We start from the raw sequence: 16,163 nt of genomic DNA on the forward strand, positions 1-16,163 counted from the left end.
AGTCACCAGTCACCAGTCCCCAGTCCCCAGTCACCAGTCACCAGTCACCAGTCCCCAGTCACCAGTCACCAGTCCCCAGTCCCCAGTCACCAATACTATGGACAACGGGAATGAATACCGCCCTTGGTACAAATGAAAGCTAATTGCTGGGCATCTAAATTTTTAGCATTGCTAAAATCGACACCTTGGACTACGGCAGCTTGTGAACCGAGATCAGAAGTTTCTACAAACCTATCTCCGGGATCTTGTTTACCAGGAAAAAGTATAGTTCCTTGAAAATCTGCACCGTCCAAATTTGCCCCTCGTAAATCTGCACGACTGATATCAGCATTTCGTAGGTTGGCATTTTTCATATTGGCAGAACGTAAAACAGCACCAGCAAGACGAGCCGCACTGAAATTAGCATTGGTGAGATTAGCATGATCTAAATATGCTTCAGATAAATCTGCACCTTGCCAATTGGTGTTAGTTAAATTGGCATAAGATAATTGTGTACCTATGGCAGAAACACGACCTAACTGAGCAGCATACATATCTGCTTCCATTAATTTTGCGTCGCTGATATCTGCTCCTGTGAAAATCGCATCTTCCAAAATTGCCTTTTGCAAATCACTACTGATAAGTTGGGTACTGCTGAGGTTAGCACCCACTAACCGGGCATGAGATAAGTTAGCTTTATTCAGGGTAGCGCGGCTTAAATCACTGCGTTTCATTAACACACGACTAAGGTTGGCTTCGTTGAGGTTGGCTTGTTTGAGTTGAGTTTTAGTCAAATCAGCAATGACATCATCATAAGTATCCCAGCGCCCATCTTCACCTGCACTACGGAAGCGACTACCTTTTAATTGAGCTTGGTTAAGATTGGCAGATTTAAACACAACTCCCGATAAATCAGCATTTTCTAGTACCAAGTTAAATACAGAACTTTCTTCAAAGCTTTTTGCACCCAGTTGGATACTACTTAAATCAATGTCATTAATTTTGCCACTATAGACAGACAAAATCTTGTTGATTGCCTGTTGGTTAAGATTTAATTGTTGTTCTCTGATATTTCCGAAGTTGCCGCCTGATTCGAGTTCCCCAGCGAGAAACAGATTCATGCGTTTTAATTCTGGTAAAGCTTGAATTCCAATATTTGCCAGTGCTTGTTGAATAGTATCTAGGATGTTAGGGTCAGTTTCCTTCACCAGTAGATCCACTAGAAATTTGATAGATTGTGTATCATTAATACCACCCAAGGCGAGAATAGCCCTTTGGCGTTCTTCGTCGCTGACACCAGAATCAGGATTAATTGGTTTTACGAGTTCGAGAAATTTTTGAGTGTTAACCAACTGGGTTTTCCGCAGGTTTTCTTGGGTTTGGATGTAAATTTGTGTGCCTACTAAAGTTGACAACACAGCAATCATGCTGGTTACACCAACCACAAACAAGATAAAATTAGGACTGCGGGCTATTTTTAGCTTAGGGATGGACTCCTTAATAGATGTATCTGTTGGTTCTTCATTTTCTGGCTGTGGCGGCTCGCTGGTATTTTCTACAGGTGTTTTGATTGGTTTGTTGATGTCTTTAACATCTATGGTATATGTACCAGCCAACTGATCATGGAAAGCGCGACGACGTTTTTGGGAAGTCCAACCCATGCCTTCACCTAGCACCAAAACTATAGCTAAAAATGTGAATAAGCCTAAATCTGGAAAAGCAAAGCTGTAGCGCCAGAGGATATAAGCAATGGCAACTGGACTAGTCCAGCGCCCTAGCCCTTCACGAACTACAACAGTCCTTAAACCAGGAGCTTTACCCTCATCATTAACAACCCGCACCCCAAACCAACGTTTGGGAATGGTGCTGCCGGTTTTACCCAGTAAATACAACTGCCATCCTGAGAGGACCAGAGGTGTTAAGAGGGCGATAGTCCATAAAAAATTAGTGGGACTGGTAACATTACGAATACCATAACTAATTGGTAGGGCTAAAGGCCGGGCGATCGCTCTTTCTGTGAGTACCAACACCGGATTTAAAGGTACTCTTTGCAGATCGCTACGAGAATTGGCATAAACACCAATGCCAAAGGGAATTAACCCGCTGGCTACCACTAATGTAATTTCTGCTGCCCAAGCGCCTAAACGCCTTGTTGCTAAGGGCAGGGATTTAACTTTTTCCGGTTTTTGGGACTTGTTAGATTGATCAATATTTCTCCTCACGGTTGGGGTAGTCATTGCATAATTTCCCTTTGATTCTATGTTTACGCCAATCTATACAAGTTTTTGGCGGCGCGGTTAAAATAAGCTATTGCTTACGTTGCAAGCTATTAGACACCAAAAATTTGTATCCAAGATACACTAACCCCGCCAATAGTGCCAGACTGATCACAGATGCTACCAATCTAAATACTGTTTGCAGTACCATGAAGCCCAAGAGTATTCCTACACCAGTAACGGCAAGCTTTTTTATCCCTGATAAACCTTGAAACCAAATTTGAAAACGCTGAAAATTTCGGTTTAATTTAGCAAACATAGTTTGATTTGGGTAATACGTCTGTTTTTGCGTCTCTTGTGAGTTGGGTTGGGTGGAAAATGAACTTATTTCCGCCTCTAGTTGTTCCAAACGACGCTGCAATTCTTCTTCTGGTTGAGGATTCATAATTTTTTTACCCCAGCTATAGATTCTACAACCGACCAAGTATATCCATATTTGGGGGTTGTGTTAGTGATTTTAGCTAATATCTATAATGTACAAAACCTCTGTAGGTACGGAAATGAATGTATCTTGTCTATAGCCAGAATTTTCTACCTCTCCTGTGTCAATTCAGGATATTTTTATGCTGAGTTACAAATTCACCCAATTTCCAAATCAAAATTAATTAACGAAGGCAGGAGGCAGGAGGCGTTAGCGTAGCGAGACGAAATCCGGTTTTAGACCCGATTATTTCAATAACAACTCAATAAAAATTTATACTTGAACATTGGGAACAATATACCATTGTCTTGAGTCTAATAAACCAGAATAGACTCTCCAAAATAGAATTTAGTAATTTGACAGAAAGACATCTAGATATCCCATAAGCTTCGCCCTGCCCCCATAAATAGGTTCCATAATTTCTTTTCTGGAGAAGTCTAATATATATCACTATATTAATCTATCAAGAGTCGGGAGCATGAATAAAAATGAAGACATTAAAACTACTGACTTTTGTTCCCACAACTTTGGTTATGAGTTTGGTATTGAACCAAGCTGTTTTAGCACAAACTCCATTTATCCAAATTAACAAGCAACTCCCGACAGATCCTTTGGTTGTCAATGGCATATCTGGGGGAACAGTTCAGAGTAATTGCGGGAATATTACCACTCAACCTAGTCAAGTTCTTCAGGTACAAGAATCTTTACCTTATTTACGCTTAACTGTTGAGGGACAGGGACAGCCTACAATGTTGATTGATGGACCAGGGGGGCGCTTTTGTGTGTTGGCAGATAATTACTCTGCAAATAAACCAGAACTGTCTGGTTTTTGGACAATCGGTAACTACTTGGTATATATAGGCAATTTATCAGCAGGAAAGTATAATTATACTCTTTCTATTTCTCAGCAAAAGAAATAAAAATTCAGGAGGCAGGAGGCATAAGGCAGGATCAAGAATTAGTTTTTCTTTCCCTGCTTCCCCTAAACCCTACACCCTATCCCCGGTTATCTATTTGGGCGCGTTGCAAACTACCAGAAAAGTCAACATAAACACTTTTCCATTCTGTGAATATATCTAAAGCAGTAGTTCCTGCTTCCCGGTGTCCGTTACCTGTTTGTTTTACTCCCCCAAAAGGTAAATGTACTTCTGCACCAATGGTAGGACCATTAATATAGGTGATACCAGCTTCGATATCACGCATGGCTGTAAATGCCCGGTTGATATCACGGGTGTAAACTGAAGAAGAAAGACCATAATTAGTGTCATTGAGAATAGCGATCGCCTCTTCAAAACTGCTAATCTCAATTAATGCCACCACAGGTCCAAATATCTCTTCTTGGGCTACTCGCATATTAGGTGTAACTTGATCTAAAATTGTTGGTTCAAAGAAATAACCATTTACTAATTCTCCATCTGTAGCAATTTCTCCACCAATTAAAATTTTTGCACCTTGCTCACGGGCAATATCTATATATTGCTTAACTTTTTGCAGTTGTTTTTCATTAATTATCGGACCAATATCTATATTAGAATCAGTACCAGCACCCAAGCGTAAATTATTGGTACGTTCCAATAACATATTAGTAAATTTCTCTTTGATATCCCGATGCAAAATTAATCGACTTGTAGCTGTACAGCGTTGGCCAGTTGTCCCAAAAGCACCCCAAACAGCCCCATCAAGTGCTAATTCTAAATCTGCATCTTCCATAACCACTTGGGCATTTTTACCACCCATTTCTAAACAAACTCTTTTATGAGTGAGTCCACAAGTTGCACCCACAAAAGCCCCAGTTTCGGAAGAACCTGTAAAGGAAACTAAATCAATATTTGGATGTTCAACTAAAGCTTTTCCTGCTTCTTCTCCTACACCGTGAACCAAATTAATTACCCCTGGTGGTAAACCGGCAGATGCAAAAATTTCTATTAATTTAGTTGCACAAGCTGGGGTATCTTCCGCTGGTTTAAGAATGACAGTATTACCGCAAACTAAAGCCGGCATTGCTTTCCAACAAGGAATAGCTACGGGGAAATTCCAAGGAGTAATTAACGCACAAACCCCTATAGGCATTCTCACCGTCATAGCGAATTTATTAGACATTTCTGAAGGTGTCGTTTGTCCAAATAATCTTCTTCCTTCTCCTGCACTGTAAAAAGCACAGTCAATACCTTCCTGCACATCTCCCCTAGCTTCTGTCAGGGGTTTACCCATTTCTCGACTCATTAACTGGGCAAGTTCTTCTTTATTTTCAAGTAATAATTCTCCCACGCGAAAAATATATTCTGCCCTGGCAGGTGCGGGAACTTTACGCCAACTATGATAAGCTTGACAGGCTGCGGCTACTGCTGCATTAATATCTTCAATTCCTGACCGAGGGAAAATAGCTACAACTTCATTTTTATTAGCTGGGTTGCGACTTTCTAAACTGTGACTTTCTAAACTGGGTTTATGCAACCATTGACCGTTAATATAATTTTGGCAGATGAGTGGAGTTGTCATGTCGCTTCAGTCCAAATTCAAAATTTATAAAGTTGGTATCTTGTAGATTAACCTACAAATTAGCACTCAAAAAAATGCCATTACCGCAGCAGGTGAACCTGAACCACCACGTAACCTGAGAATACCAATTACTAGGGTAGCGCCTTGGGGTGGCAGTTGATCTAAGTTGGTGAGGTTTTCTAGGACAATACGTGGTTTTGCTAGTATCAAACTATTAGTGGTAAAATTATTATCTTGTCCAGAGTCTACGCCGTGGGTATCAATTCCCACCCCGGCAATTTTTCTTTCAGTAATTAAAAACTCGGTAGCTTTACCGCTAAACCCTGGAAAGTGTATATTTCCATCTGCATCCTGGTTTAAGAAGGCGTTTTTATCTAGCCATTTATTTTGCCAACCCGTATAAAGTAACACTATATAACCGGGTTTAATCTTGCCAAATTCTGCTTCCCATGTCAAAATGTCAGCTACAGTTAAAAGATAATCGGGGTTTTCTGTAGCTTGTTTACAGATATCTATAACTACCGCAGGTACTACAAGAGACTGGGCGGAATATTCATCAATGCTGATACCGTCACCGTGAAAACTATTAGGGGTATTGATATGAGTAGCACTATGTTCACCCATAGAAAACCGTCGCAGATAATAGCCATCGTCTTGTAGTTCGGCTACAGTGGTAAATTTGACGGGAGGATCACCAGGCCATTGTGGTATGCCTGTGTCAATTATATGACTCAGGTGGATAACACGGGAGTATGTGATATTGTTTGGCTGTTGGGGTTGTATAGTAACGTTCCTCACTCGTTGGGCTACTGCTATTATCATAAAATAATCCCCCAATTCCTGTAAATACCAGGTTGTTTGGGGGTTAACTACAAGTTTAAAATGTTGCAGCAAAAAGTGAATTTAAGCTTAGTGAACACCTAAAAGGTTAATGTTGTGCAAACATAAGATTAAGTTTAGGTAAATTGTCAGAGTTGATAATTGACAATAGACCTCTCCAAAATAGAATGTATTGATTTTTAATATATTGTAGGGGCGAAGCATTTGGGCGATAATTTGACGGAAAAATCAGACATCTAGATATCCCAAATGCTTCGACCTGCCCCCATAAATAAGCCATAATTTCTTTTCTGGAGAAGTCTAATTGATAAATTAAACGCAGATGGACGCAGATAAACGCAGATAATTTTGTACTTCTTGAGATGAGGAAATGCTATCTCAGGATGGAAAGTGGGATTTTTTGGGTGTTGAATGGGTGTTGAAGTAGCTAATGTTTAAGAAATGATAAGTAATATTGTCAATTTCAGGTGAGATGGGTTACTTTAACAAAAATGGTAAAAATATTTCGACACCACAAGCCCGAACCTTGAAAACCGCATAACTTCGTTGACTGGTGTGGATCGTTTACAGGATCAGCGTTTCCGGTTTTACAATGCCTTACTTATTGAGAATTTTTTGGCACTTATTGAGAATCAAAAAAGTGGTGTCGAAATGGGGATCTGAAACCCTTGCTCTGTAAGGCTTCCAAAAGTGAACTCTTTCCAAATCAACTTCCCCGCAAGGGGATGGAAACTTTAATTTGTAACCAGAGGGGATCTGGGTATTCAAGCTTTCCAAATCAACTTCCCCGCAAGGGGATGGAAACTCATTTATTTTCTTATCCATTTGTGGCGCTTTCTCAACGCCAGGAATGCTTTCCAAATCAACTTCCCCGCAAGGGGATGGAAACACTGCTAAACTAACTATTATTACAACCGGAAAATGCTAAGATTAAGAGTAATCTAGTTCAAGCTAACTTAAACACTATGACTGATATTAATATCACTCTATCTGAAGCCCTAAAAAGTTTTATTGATGAAGAAATTGCCGAAGGTAATTATAATTCAGCGAGTGAATATTTACAACAATTAATTATTCAAGAAGCAAGACGGAAAAGTAAAGGAAATTTAGAAGATTCTGTAATAAAGTATCAAGAATTGGAAAGTGTTTTAGATGAATTAGCTGATGGTTTTGCAGCGTGTGTTGGTGCAAACGCACCTATTTTATCTGATTATGCTGTTAGTCGTGAAAGTATTTATGAAGACCATTATTAAAAATAGAAAATGGAATATTTAGTAGAACCTAAATTCAACACTTTCATAAATTTTACTCCTTAATTTTAAAGACTATTACAAAAATAAAAACATCCCACTGATCTTCCTTCGCGTGAAATAACAAACTAATCACAAGGATTTTTTACATCACACTGAGTTAGCATCTTTGCTCTTTTAACAAACTTTTCATCAAATGTATAAAACTGAGAACAGTTTTGACTATTAGCTAAATGAAAAGCATCAGCAAAATCTAAACCATTTTCATGCCATTCAATTACTTGAGCAATTAAAATAGGATTATTTAGGTAAATATTAGGTAAACCAAACAAATTTCTCAAAGCCTTACATATATCATGAGGTTTAAACTTATATCTAAACCTTAACACCCATTCCGTTTCCAAGATGACTGTATCTGCAATAAAAACATCATGATTTTGTAACCCACCTTCCGCACCCTAAACTGTCACACAACGAAAAATGGTCATTTGGGGATTTGAGATTGGCGATCGCTACCTAAACTTTAGACCATTTTGTATTAAAATTATCCTCAAAGGTCTTCAAAAATCCGAAATTACCGATTGTGACACTGGGGGGTGCGGAATGTGGGTTGTAATATCTCTCTACTTTTTTGAAACTGTAATTCATCATCTTGAGTTAAAAATCTGACAATTATATTTGTATCAATCGCAATCATGCCACATTTCCTCAACACCTTGACGAATAGCATCTTCCATATCTTCCAGGGTTGCAGGTTCACCATCATATTTTAAACAACCTGCTACATCCTCCAACTTAGTTACTGGAAAAGGCTTTTTAGGTTGTAATAAAATCCCATTACCCATATCAATAATAATAAATTCCTGACCTGCATTCCAATGATGCGCTTCTCGTAAAGATTGGGGAATAATGACCTCTCCTTGAGGAGACAATTTGGTAATTTCCATAATGTCTAAACAATAAAACCATAACACTAATTATAACACATAAATAAATAGCAAAAACCCATAAAATTGGTATCAGTTATCCATTTTAATCAGCAAAACAAATACACTCGTTTTGTACAGGTTTAGCACTGATAAACTCCTACGAGAAATGCGATTTTCTCAGATACATATTTGAGGTTTTATTTCCATTAAGTTCTAACTACTCTCCCAGTCACCTATCACATATCATTTGTAACCTTGTTGCATCAGTAGTGGAGGTTTTCATTTTTTGTGTTATAACCCACTCAGAAAATGAATTTAGACAGTAACGATTATATGGAACTAGACAAATTAACCAGGTTTAAAGAGTACGGTGAGTTTATCCTCCGCAAAATTGACTCTGTACCCCAACGCCCCTCCCAACAAGAAGATTGGGTTCCTACTAGCCTTGATGACTGTCTGGTGCGCTTGCGAGAAGCTGCACAGAAGACTGTGGAAATGGCCACTTCCCCGGTGAAAATTGGTGTGATGGGTGAGTTTAGCAGTGGTAAAAGTTTACTGTTAGGAAGTTTAATTGGTTTTGCGGATGCTTTACCTGTAAGTGAAAACCCGACTACGGGAAATGTGACTGCTATTCATATTAAACCACAAGAAGGTTTTGCTACAACAAAAATAGATAATTACACCGTTGAGTATTTATCTCATGAAGGGGTAAACGAGTGTTTACATTTCATGTTATCAGAAGCAAATCGTCGCGCTGTGGCTGCTGGTTTACCAACTTTACAAGTTACTAAAATTAAAACTGGTAAAGATATTTCTCTTTGGTGTGAGGAAGCTTGGAAGAGTTCCAATAATTTAGAATTACGCTATTTATTGCGTGAGTTAGTATTATTTTTGCGGGCTTATCAAGCTTATGGTGAGGCTTTGTGTGGTAAGCATTATCATATTGATGCAGCAACGGCAAAGGAAGGATTACAATTAATTGATTTGCCGATGGCGATTCAAACTTTGAGATTTGATGATTTACCGCCGGCACATATTCGTTTACCGAATGCACCCCAAGTTCTGCAAACTCAATTATTACAAAATAGTTTTTACCTGATTCGTAGAGTTGATATTGAAGTCAAAATATCAAGGGAAATTTGGGATTTAACCGGGGCAGAAGAATTTGTTTTGTTAGATTTTCCCGGTTTAGGTGCGGCTAATTCTGGTGCGCGAGATACATTTTTATCATTGCGAGAATTGGCACAGGTGCAAACAATTTTAGTTTTATTAAATGGTAAATCACCGGGAAGCGATCGCGCCAACAAAATATTTACCATGATGCAGCAACAACGCCCCGGACAAGATTTAAAAGATTTAATTCTGGTTGGTGTGGGACGTTTTGATCAATTACCTTTAGAAAGTGAAGGTGGAGAAAGAATTTTAGATTTTTTAATTGAAGATCATCCTAATTCCCAACCTTTACAAACAGAGGTAGTTTTTCAAAAATTAAAAGTTCTGCAAACTATTATTGATGGTGCAGAGGCTTTTACTACTCAAAAAGATCGCATTGTTTTATTATCGCCCTTGTTAGGTTTATCAGAATTAGCCAAACGTTCTACAAAAGTCAAAGCTGGTTCAGAAGAATTTTTAGCTAATTTAGATTATCCTGATTATTTGGAACGTTCCAAGAAATTACAAGAAAAATGGGGTAAACTCAGCGATAAACTTTTAGAAAGTGAACCTCGTAATTCTCTAGGTAAACAGTTAGGTTATTTTGCCCAAGATGGGGGTATTAGTAAACTGCGGGACTTGATTCAAAATCATGTTAATACCCATGGTTTAAAACAATTATATGAGGATACTCGCAGGGCGGCGGATGTGATTCATCAACAACAAGAACAACTGAAATATATCCTGGCAGAAATTCATGAACAAGGTATACCTACAGCAGATAGTCCAGATTTAATGGAGTTACGTTTGGCAATTGAAAGTTTAGATAAAACCTACAGAAACTTTCAAAAAGACTTGGGCAAAGAACCACTCAAAGATAGACGGGGAGTGGTTGTGAGTGATGTGATCAAAGATGAATTAACCTATAGGATTCTCAATTGGAGTCAGTGGACATTGTTATTTAATAAATGTCAAAATGGGACAATTGCTTTAGCAGAATCTAAAGGTGCAGCAGGTAAATTATTTGAACGGGGAAATAGAGTAAATAATTCTATTCCTAGCAAAAGTGATGATTTTTATCCAGAGTTTGAAAAAAGCGTTAAAGAATTAGAAGAATTTGCCCGCGATCGCATTCGTCAAGCTGTAGTAGACTTGTTGAATAAATTAGCCCATCAAGTAGTATTAGAACGGGAGAAAATTCAAACAATTCTTAATCCAGAGATGGAAGAATTGATAGAAGATAACTTTGGAGTTGAAGCCGCAGATTTATTTTATAAACTGTTGTTAGGATGTGATCCAAATCAGTGGAAAGAAGCAATTATTGGGGAAATTAATAATCAAGATAAATCCATTTCTCCTGATATGATGTTTCCCCTAGCGCGACGGGATGAAAAACACAGTATTGGACAAATATTTGATTGGTCTCCTGAAAGAAATCAAACCTCATCTCGCAATGCAAATCATCAACTTTTTGTATTAAGATTGCGGGATGAAATTACAGCTAGTGCTAGTTTACATCTCGTGCAATATGTGAGTGAAGTTAATCAACAAGTAAATGCAGAATTAGAAGGAATTTTAGATCAAATAATTCCCAGTTTGCAAAACCTGTCTAAAAAAGATGAACTACTCAGATATATTGCTGCTGGAGACTCAACCCCAGAATTAGCAATTCCCACTTGGTTAGAAATTCTTGCGGATATTGCATCAATTAATGAGAGTGATATTTATGAGTATATTTAGCTGAAGAAGGGAACAGGGAATAGGGAATAGGGAATAGGGAATAGGGAACAGGGAACAGGGAACAGTAAATAGATATCAGTATTAGGTTGTTTTCCGCGTCTACCAATTACCAATTACCAATTACCAATTACCAATTACCAATTACCAATTACCATAATTAATTTATGCCTGTGGAAATTATACTTCCACCCAAACATCAACTACGAGTTAAAGAAAATCAAAGTTTGGATTTACCTGCTATCCAAATTGTCGCCACTAATAGTAATATTCCCCATATCTCTCGCATTACTTGTAGCGTCAAAGGAACACCCACAGAATTAGCAGCGGAAATTCAACAAACTTATAAACATTTTAACTCTGTGACACCTCAAAAAATCTCTAATTTGTGTCAATTAGGACAATATCCTTATCAGTTAGAGAAACCTTTAACCGAAACAGTCAACTGTGATTTACAGGTGATTGTTGAGTATTTTGATTCTGATGCTACCGGAAAACCGATATTATCTATTAAGAAAAATATGGGTGTTTCCTGTAATCTTTGGTTTACACCTGATTTTCAATCAATAACTCACAAAACCATAACTAACCATAAAACTATGAATCCTTTTGAATTAGATACCTATCTCAATAAATTAAGTCAACAATTGAGTGAAAAACTCAATGAAAAACCCAAAAAAAGATTTCCGGGTTGGTTTGCGGTAGATTTTGGAACTTCTAATTCTACAGTGACACTTTTTGATCCCATTGAAGTACCTATTGCGGAAGTTTTACCCAGAGAACAGGAATTAAGATTGCGTCAAAGATTAGCAGAATGGTTAAATTCTCCTGCTAATTTAGCTTTACCAGATATCGGTGTGAACGAGTGGGAAAAGTTCATTGCTAATATTAGTAAAAACTTAGAAATTGAACCAGAAGAATTAAGCGAAGTTTTTGAAAATGATAACAAAGAACAATTTTTAGAAGCTATTCGCCAAATTGAATTATGTTTAGGGAATAGTGACAGATTTCGCCGTGCTGTTAGCAAAAAACTTTATCAGATATATCATGAAGTTTTTCGTGTTCCTACGTTAGAATCACAAAATTTGATTCCTGTAGTTTTGGATATTAACAGACGGGAAACAGAAATTCCCAGCGAAATGGAAGTATCCCAAGTTGAACCTTTAAAATTGCAAATGGGGAGAGAAGCAAGAGACAATAGAAAAAAAGCCATTGCCCAAGGTACAATCACTTCAGTTAAAGATATAATCAGCAGATTTCATCACTCACCCAAACGTTATTTTGGACAAAATCGCACCTTCCCAGTCATGTTAGATGACTCAGAACATAACATCCAAGTTAACCAATTAATTCAAGCAGCATGGGCGCATTTAATTGAATTAACAGAAGATTATCGTCAACGTGCCAGAAGAAGATTTTCCGAAGGAGATTTATTAACAGGAGTTTTCACCTATCCTACCGTTGCACCTCCAGTAGTGAGAAAAGAAATTAAAGCATTAGTAGAAGAATTAGGAATAGATGATGTCCAAACAGCTTATGATGAAGCGGTTTCTGTAGCTATCTTTTTTCTTTGGCGAGAATTTGGTGGTAACTTAAATATTGGTATTGAATCTTTTAAAACTCGTTGTCGGCAAGAAAAAAATAAATGGTCACAAAATGTTTTAGTGTTAGATATTGGTGGAGGTACAACAGACTTAGCATTAATTGAACTCACATTAGAAGATAAAACTCCATTTTTTGCAGATCATGAAGATCGGGGTTTAGGTGGAAGATACTATAAACTTACCCCGAAATTATTAGGTTCTTCAGGACATTTACAATTAGGTGGTGAATTAATTACCTTACGCATTTTTAGACTTTTAAAAGTTGCGATCGCTGATTTTCTCTTAACAGCAATAACTAACGGAGACATCGAAAGCGATAAACTAGAAGATTTAATCAACTCAGAATTAAACGAACGCTTTTTAGAAGAAGGCAAATTTAAAAGCGGTAGTTTATTAAAATGTGTAGATAAAGAAAATCCTGAAGGTGATGTTGCTTTCAAAGATGCTTTAGATACAGCCGAAAAAGTCTTACCAACCCGATGGCAACAAGCACCCCAACGCCTCCAAACATTTTACACTCTTTGGGATTATGCCGAAGCTGCTAAACTCAAATTAGGGCAAAAATTACCAGGAGATGGTTCTTTATTAACCTTCACCCTTTCCGAACAACAAATTAGTGAAATCCTTGCCCAAAGTGCAGTTAAATTCCAAATTATTATCCCCGATGCTATCTCTATAACCATAGATAGTCAACAATTTGAACGGGCTGCAATTTCGGCTATTAAAGAAGCAATAGGTATTGCTAAAGGTTTGATGGAAAGCCGTTTAAATGCAGACAATAAACAAAAAGTAGATTGGTTAATTCTTTCTGGTAAAACTTGCAATTTAGATTTAGTGCAAAAACAAATTTACCAAGAATTTAGCAAATCTCCTTATTTTGTTTGGAATCCAGAACGGATTACCTTTGTTTTAGAATTTACCAAATTAGCAACTTCCGCAGGTGCTTGTTATGCGGAAAAATTAAGAAGATTAAGATTTGATCCCGAAGAATCAAAAAATTTATTGCGTAAAGGTGCAAACCAACTAGAAATAAATGTCAAAAACCTATTTTATTATCTACCGTGCAACTTTAAACGCAAAACCCAAAGTAACGAACTATTAGGAATATTCAACGCTGGACAAGAATTATATCAACTTGCAGCCTGGGAAAGTGTAGCTAAAGTGCGGACAAATTGGCAAGGTATCCAATTAACAAATATTATCTATCGTCAAGACTATGAAGATGGAGAATTGCGTTTATGGGGTAGCTTTGACGGTAAAACTTTAATGGAGAAATTAGGAATGGAAGAACCAGAATTTCTCAAAAAAATTAAAGTCCAATTTGAAATTGATCAAACTTTGCAATTTAGTGTTTTACTCTGTCAAGGGAATCCCCATTATTTAATAGATGAGAAGGGAATAGATATCAATTCTGTGATTTACAAGGAATCAGAAACAACTGATTTATTCACCGATGGAAAATTAAAATGGAATATTGCCATTGAACAACCTCATCAAGATTTAAAAGATGGTGATATTGCCGTCAACGTATTAGAATCAGCAACAGTAGATCAACCAAATGCTTATCATTTAGTATTTGCAGTTGATAACAATCAAAATCCCAAACTGGAAACATTTCACTATTTACAAGATGGTGTTAATGAACCAGGAAAAGGGTTAATTAGTAATCCTTTACCACCATTCCCCCAAAATTGTCAACACACCTTTTATATTTATCAAACAGATAGCGAAACCAACACTAAAAAATGGATACGCATCGGCGCACTTAGCAAACCAGAAATCACCACAGATTACCCTTGTCAATATCATGTTACACTCGACAATCAAGGTATATTAAGAATGCACGCTGGTGAAGTACCTTATTGGACATCAACTAATCAAGAATGTTTACAAGAAGAAGGATGTGTTTATCGTGCAGAATTAGAATTACAACCTAATGAGATAGATAAAGAACGCGATCCTTTCTGTGGAATACATTAAATCAATTGATAATTGACAATTGACAATTGATAATTGTTTGATTTACAGCAGTTTTCATGTCTTTAGACCACAGTCAGGGCGAAGCATTCGGATGATAGTCTTAGGTAAAAACCGATAATTAATTGTCCGAATGCTGATGCTTCCAGCACCCTTCGCGAACGCCCCTACATTGTTGACACGAAACCTAAATCAAAATGTGGTTTATTTACCTGAAAATAGCTGTAAGGTTGAAACCTCTTCTTTTAAGGGGAATAAGAGAGAAAAACTTTTCAATTTTCTGCCTTCACTTCAAATTAAATATAATTGTCGATTGTCAATTATTGAATTTCCTCCTGACTCCTCAAATATTTTCTTGCCATGATGCAACATCTACAACAATTATTAGCAACAGAAAATTCTCAAATTTCTCAATTATTAAAATTGAGTTTATACGGATTACAAGCTACTTTAAATCAAGCCCGGATAGAGTATCCAAATGATCCAGGTAATGATTTATGTGAAAATGTCATTCTAGAAATTCACAATCTTTTAGAACCTGAAGTAATTACAGAAAGTCCAGAAAATGTAGTTATTGATGAAGCTAAACCTGAGCAATTATTAAATGTATTAAATGTATTAAATGAACTCAGGGAAGTTTTTAATACAGATTTAGAATTAAATTTTTATTTAGGAAATGCACCCCTACAAAGTCAAAATGATGGTGATTTATGGAATGAAATTCACCGCAAATTGTTAAGAGTTCCTGAAGATTTAGCCACAAATTGGAAAAAACGCGCTTTAGAAATGGCGCAAAAAGTCGGTGCAACAGAAGATTATATAAATATTGAACACTTCCCTTTTGTGCGGGATGAAATTATTTATCCTGGTTTAAATGGTACTGTTCAAGCTAAAGGTTTATGTTTGTCAAAAAAAGCGTTTTTTAAATCAGAAATTGCTCCGTTATATAATTCAGAAGATTTGCAATTATTAGCAGGATTTTTACTTTTATATACTAAATTTATAGAGATAGATCCTGATTTACATCATGCTTTAAAAAGTGTATTTAGTTTTGATGTTGTTTCCTTAAAATCCCAACCAGAACAACGTCAACTTTATTTAGAAGCATTGAGCGATCGCCTACAACGCACCCAAAAAACTGAGGAAAACATTGATCCCATCATTAATCTACGTGCTTGGATTGACATGGATGAATCAATACATTCCCTAGTGTTTGTTCCCCCAGCAGAACGTTATTCCTGGTGGGGAAAACTACAACAAGAATCACGACGTATATTGAAAAAAGTAGCTAATAAAGCCATAAAAGCCGGTCATGATGTGAAAATTAGACAATTATCAGGACTTTATGCTGATATTTGCGCGTATTCCAAAGATGATGTACAGCTAGATCATGGTGGAACACCTGGAGAAGTATTAACTTGTTTGCGGTTATACACACGAATCAATCAAGAAGAACATCCGGGGCGGGTGCTATTTCGATCCTTACGATGAAAACCGCA

General features: G+C 37.1%; 12 protein-coding genes and 1 CRISPR repeat array. Of the genes, 5 read left to right on the plus strand and 7 right to left on the minus strand.

Annotated features, from left to right (window positions below; translation table 11 throughout):
- Nucleotides 1–95: 95 nt before the first annotated feature.
- Nucleotides 96–2,216, minus strand: coding sequence for a pentapeptide repeat-containing protein (locus H6F47_RS17805; protein WP_190650298.1), 2,121 nt, complete (start codon nucleotides 2,214–2,216; stop codon nucleotides 96–98).
- 70 nt (nucleotides 2,217–2,286) lie between these two features.
- On the minus strand, nucleotides 2,287–2,640 hold the full coding sequence (locus tag H6F47_RS17810) for a hypothetical protein (RefSeq protein WP_096566182.1): 354 nt from the start codon (nucleotides 2,638–2,640) through the stop codon (nucleotides 2,287–2,289).
- Nucleotides 2,641–3,164: 524 nt separating this feature from the next.
- Between H6F47_RS17810 and H6F47_RS17815 the strand changes: the two genes are divergently transcribed.
- Complete coding sequence (locus H6F47_RS17815) at nucleotides 3,165–3,596, plus strand: hypothetical protein (protein ID WP_190650300.1); 432 nt, start codon at nucleotides 3,165–3,167, stop codon at nucleotides 3,594–3,596.
- A 76-nt stretch (nucleotides 3,597–3,672) separates the two neighbouring features.
- Here the strand turns inward: H6F47_RS17815 and H6F47_RS17820 are convergent, their stop codons facing one another.
- The gene (locus tag H6F47_RS17820) at nucleotides 3,673–5,175 is read right to left on the minus strand and encodes an aldehyde dehydrogenase family protein (protein WP_190347564.1); all 1,503 of its coding nucleotides are present in this window, start codon (nucleotides 5,173–5,175) and stop codon (nucleotides 3,673–3,675) included.
- 66 nt (nucleotides 5,176–5,241) lie between these two features.
- The gene (locus tag H6F47_RS17825; RefSeq protein ID WP_190650302.1) at nucleotides 5,242–5,997 is read right to left on the minus strand and encodes a cyclase family protein; all 756 of its coding nucleotides are present in this window, start codon (nucleotides 5,995–5,997) and stop codon (nucleotides 5,242–5,244) included.
- A 715-nt stretch (nucleotides 5,998–6,712) separates the two neighbouring features.
- A CRISPR array of direct repeats spans nucleotides 6,713–6,904; the repeat unit is 36 nt; unit sequence CTTTCCAAATCAACTTCCCCGCAAGGGGATGGAAAC.
- Nucleotides 6,905–6,980: 76 nt separating this feature from the next.
- On the opposite strand from H6F47_RS17825, the gene H6F47_RS17830 reads away from it, so the two are divergent.
- Nucleotides 6,981–7,268: a type II toxin-antitoxin system ParD family antitoxin gene (locus H6F47_RS17830; RefSeq protein ID WP_190650305.1), complete on the plus strand. Its 288-nt coding sequence runs from the start codon at nucleotides 6,981–6,983 to the stop codon at nucleotides 7,266–7,268.
- A gap of 125 nt (nucleotides 7,269–7,393) precedes the next feature.
- On the opposite strand, the gene H6F47_RS17835 is transcribed toward H6F47_RS17830, so the two are convergent.
- The 3 genes from H6F47_RS17835 to H6F47_RS17845 all read right to left on the minus strand — a co-directional run bounded on the left by H6F47_RS17835 (nucleotide 7,394) and on the right by H6F47_RS17845 (nucleotide 8,212).
- On the minus strand, nucleotides 7,394–7,669 hold the full coding sequence (locus H6F47_RS17835) for a type II toxin-antitoxin system VapC family toxin (RefSeq protein ID WP_199291204.1): 276 nt from the start codon (nucleotides 7,667–7,669) through the stop codon (nucleotides 7,394–7,396).
- 170 nt (nucleotides 7,670–7,839) lie between these two features.
- Nucleotides 7,840–7,962 (minus strand): hypothetical protein, encoded by a 123-nt coding sequence (locus H6F47_RS28565; protein WP_277877160.1) that lies wholly within the window; start codon nucleotides 7,960–7,962, stop codon nucleotides 7,840–7,842.
- Entirely contained in the window at nucleotides 7,949–8,212 is a 264-nt protein-coding gene (locus H6F47_RS17845; protein WP_096572589.1) for an AbrB/MazE/SpoVT family DNA-binding domain-containing protein, read from the minus strand. Before H6F47_RS17845 ends, H6F47_RS28565 begins: the two co-directional genes overlap by 14 nt.
- Nucleotides 8,213–8,527: 315 nt before the next feature.
- Between H6F47_RS17845 and H6F47_RS17850 the strand changes: the two genes are divergently transcribed.
- The 3 genes from H6F47_RS17850 to H6F47_RS17860 all read left to right on the plus strand — a co-directional run bounded on the left by H6F47_RS17850 (nucleotide 8,528) and on the right by H6F47_RS17860 (nucleotide 16,155).
- Nucleotides 8,528–11,086 carry a dynamin family protein gene (locus H6F47_RS17850; protein WP_190650318.1) on the plus strand — a complete coding sequence of 853 codons (2,559 nt, stop codon included), beginning with the start codon at nucleotides 8,528–8,530 and terminating at the stop codon, nucleotides 11,084–11,086.
- A 164-nt stretch (nucleotides 11,087–11,250) separates the two neighbouring features.
- Complete coding sequence (locus H6F47_RS17855; RefSeq protein WP_190650307.1) at nucleotides 11,251–14,667, plus strand: virulence factor SrfB; 3,417 nt, start codon at nucleotides 11,251–11,253, stop codon at nucleotides 14,665–14,667.
- A gap of 360 nt (nucleotides 14,668–15,027) precedes the next feature.
- Nucleotides 15,028–16,155: a hypothetical protein gene (locus H6F47_RS17860; protein ID WP_190650320.1), complete on the plus strand. Its 1,128-nt coding sequence runs from the start codon at nucleotides 15,028–15,030 to the stop codon at nucleotides 16,153–16,155.
- Nucleotides 16,156–16,163 lie beyond the last annotated feature (8 nt).

Origin of the sequence: Sphaerospermopsis sp. FACHB-1094, from assembly GCF_014696195.1 — a bacterium.
Taxonomy (GTDB): domain Bacteria; phylum Cyanobacteriota; class Cyanobacteriia; order Cyanobacteriales; family Nostocaceae; genus Sphaerospermopsis; species Sphaerospermopsis kisseleviana.

Bases quoted from the DNA above. Each gene is read 5' to 3' on its own strand.
- H6F47_RS17805 (WP_190650298.1), bottom strand. From the start codon at position 2,216: ATGACTACCCCAACCGTGAGGAGAAATATTGATCAATCTAACAAGTCC.
- H6F47_RS17810 (WP_096566182.1), bottom strand. From the start codon at position 2,640: ATGAATCCTCAACCAGAAGAAGAATTGCAGCGTCGTTTGGAACAACTA.
- H6F47_RS17815 (WP_190650300.1), top strand. From the start codon at position 3,165: ATGAAGACATTAAAACTACTGACTTTTGTTCCCACAACTTTGGTTATG.
- H6F47_RS17820 (WP_190347564.1), bottom strand. From the start codon at position 5,175: ATGACAACTCCACTCATCTGCCAAAATTATATTAACGGTCAATGGTTG.
- H6F47_RS17825 (WP_190650302.1), bottom strand. From the start codon at position 5,997: ATGATAATAGCAGTAGCCCAACGAGTGAGGAACGTTACTATACAACCC.
- H6F47_RS17830 (WP_190650305.1), top strand. From the start codon at position 6,981: ATGACTGATATTAATATCACTCTATCTGAAGCCCTAAAAAGTTTTATT.
- H6F47_RS28565 (WP_277877160.1), bottom strand. From the start codon at position 7,962: ATGATTGCGATTGATACAAATATAATTGTCAGATTTTTAACTCAAGAT.
- H6F47_RS17845 (WP_096572589.1), bottom strand. From the start codon at position 8,212: ATGGAAATTACCAAATTGTCTCCTCAAGGAGAGGTCATTATTCCCCAA.
- H6F47_RS17850 (WP_190650318.1), top strand. From the start codon at position 8,528: ATGGAACTAGACAAATTAACCAGGTTTAAAGAGTACGGTGAGTTTATC.
- H6F47_RS17855 (WP_190650307.1), top strand. From the start codon at position 11,251: ATGCCTGTGGAAATTATACTTCCACCCAAACATCAACTACGAGTTAAA.
- H6F47_RS17860 (WP_190650320.1), top strand. From the start codon at position 15,028: ATGCAACATCTACAACAATTATTAGCAACAGAAAATTCTCAAATTTCT.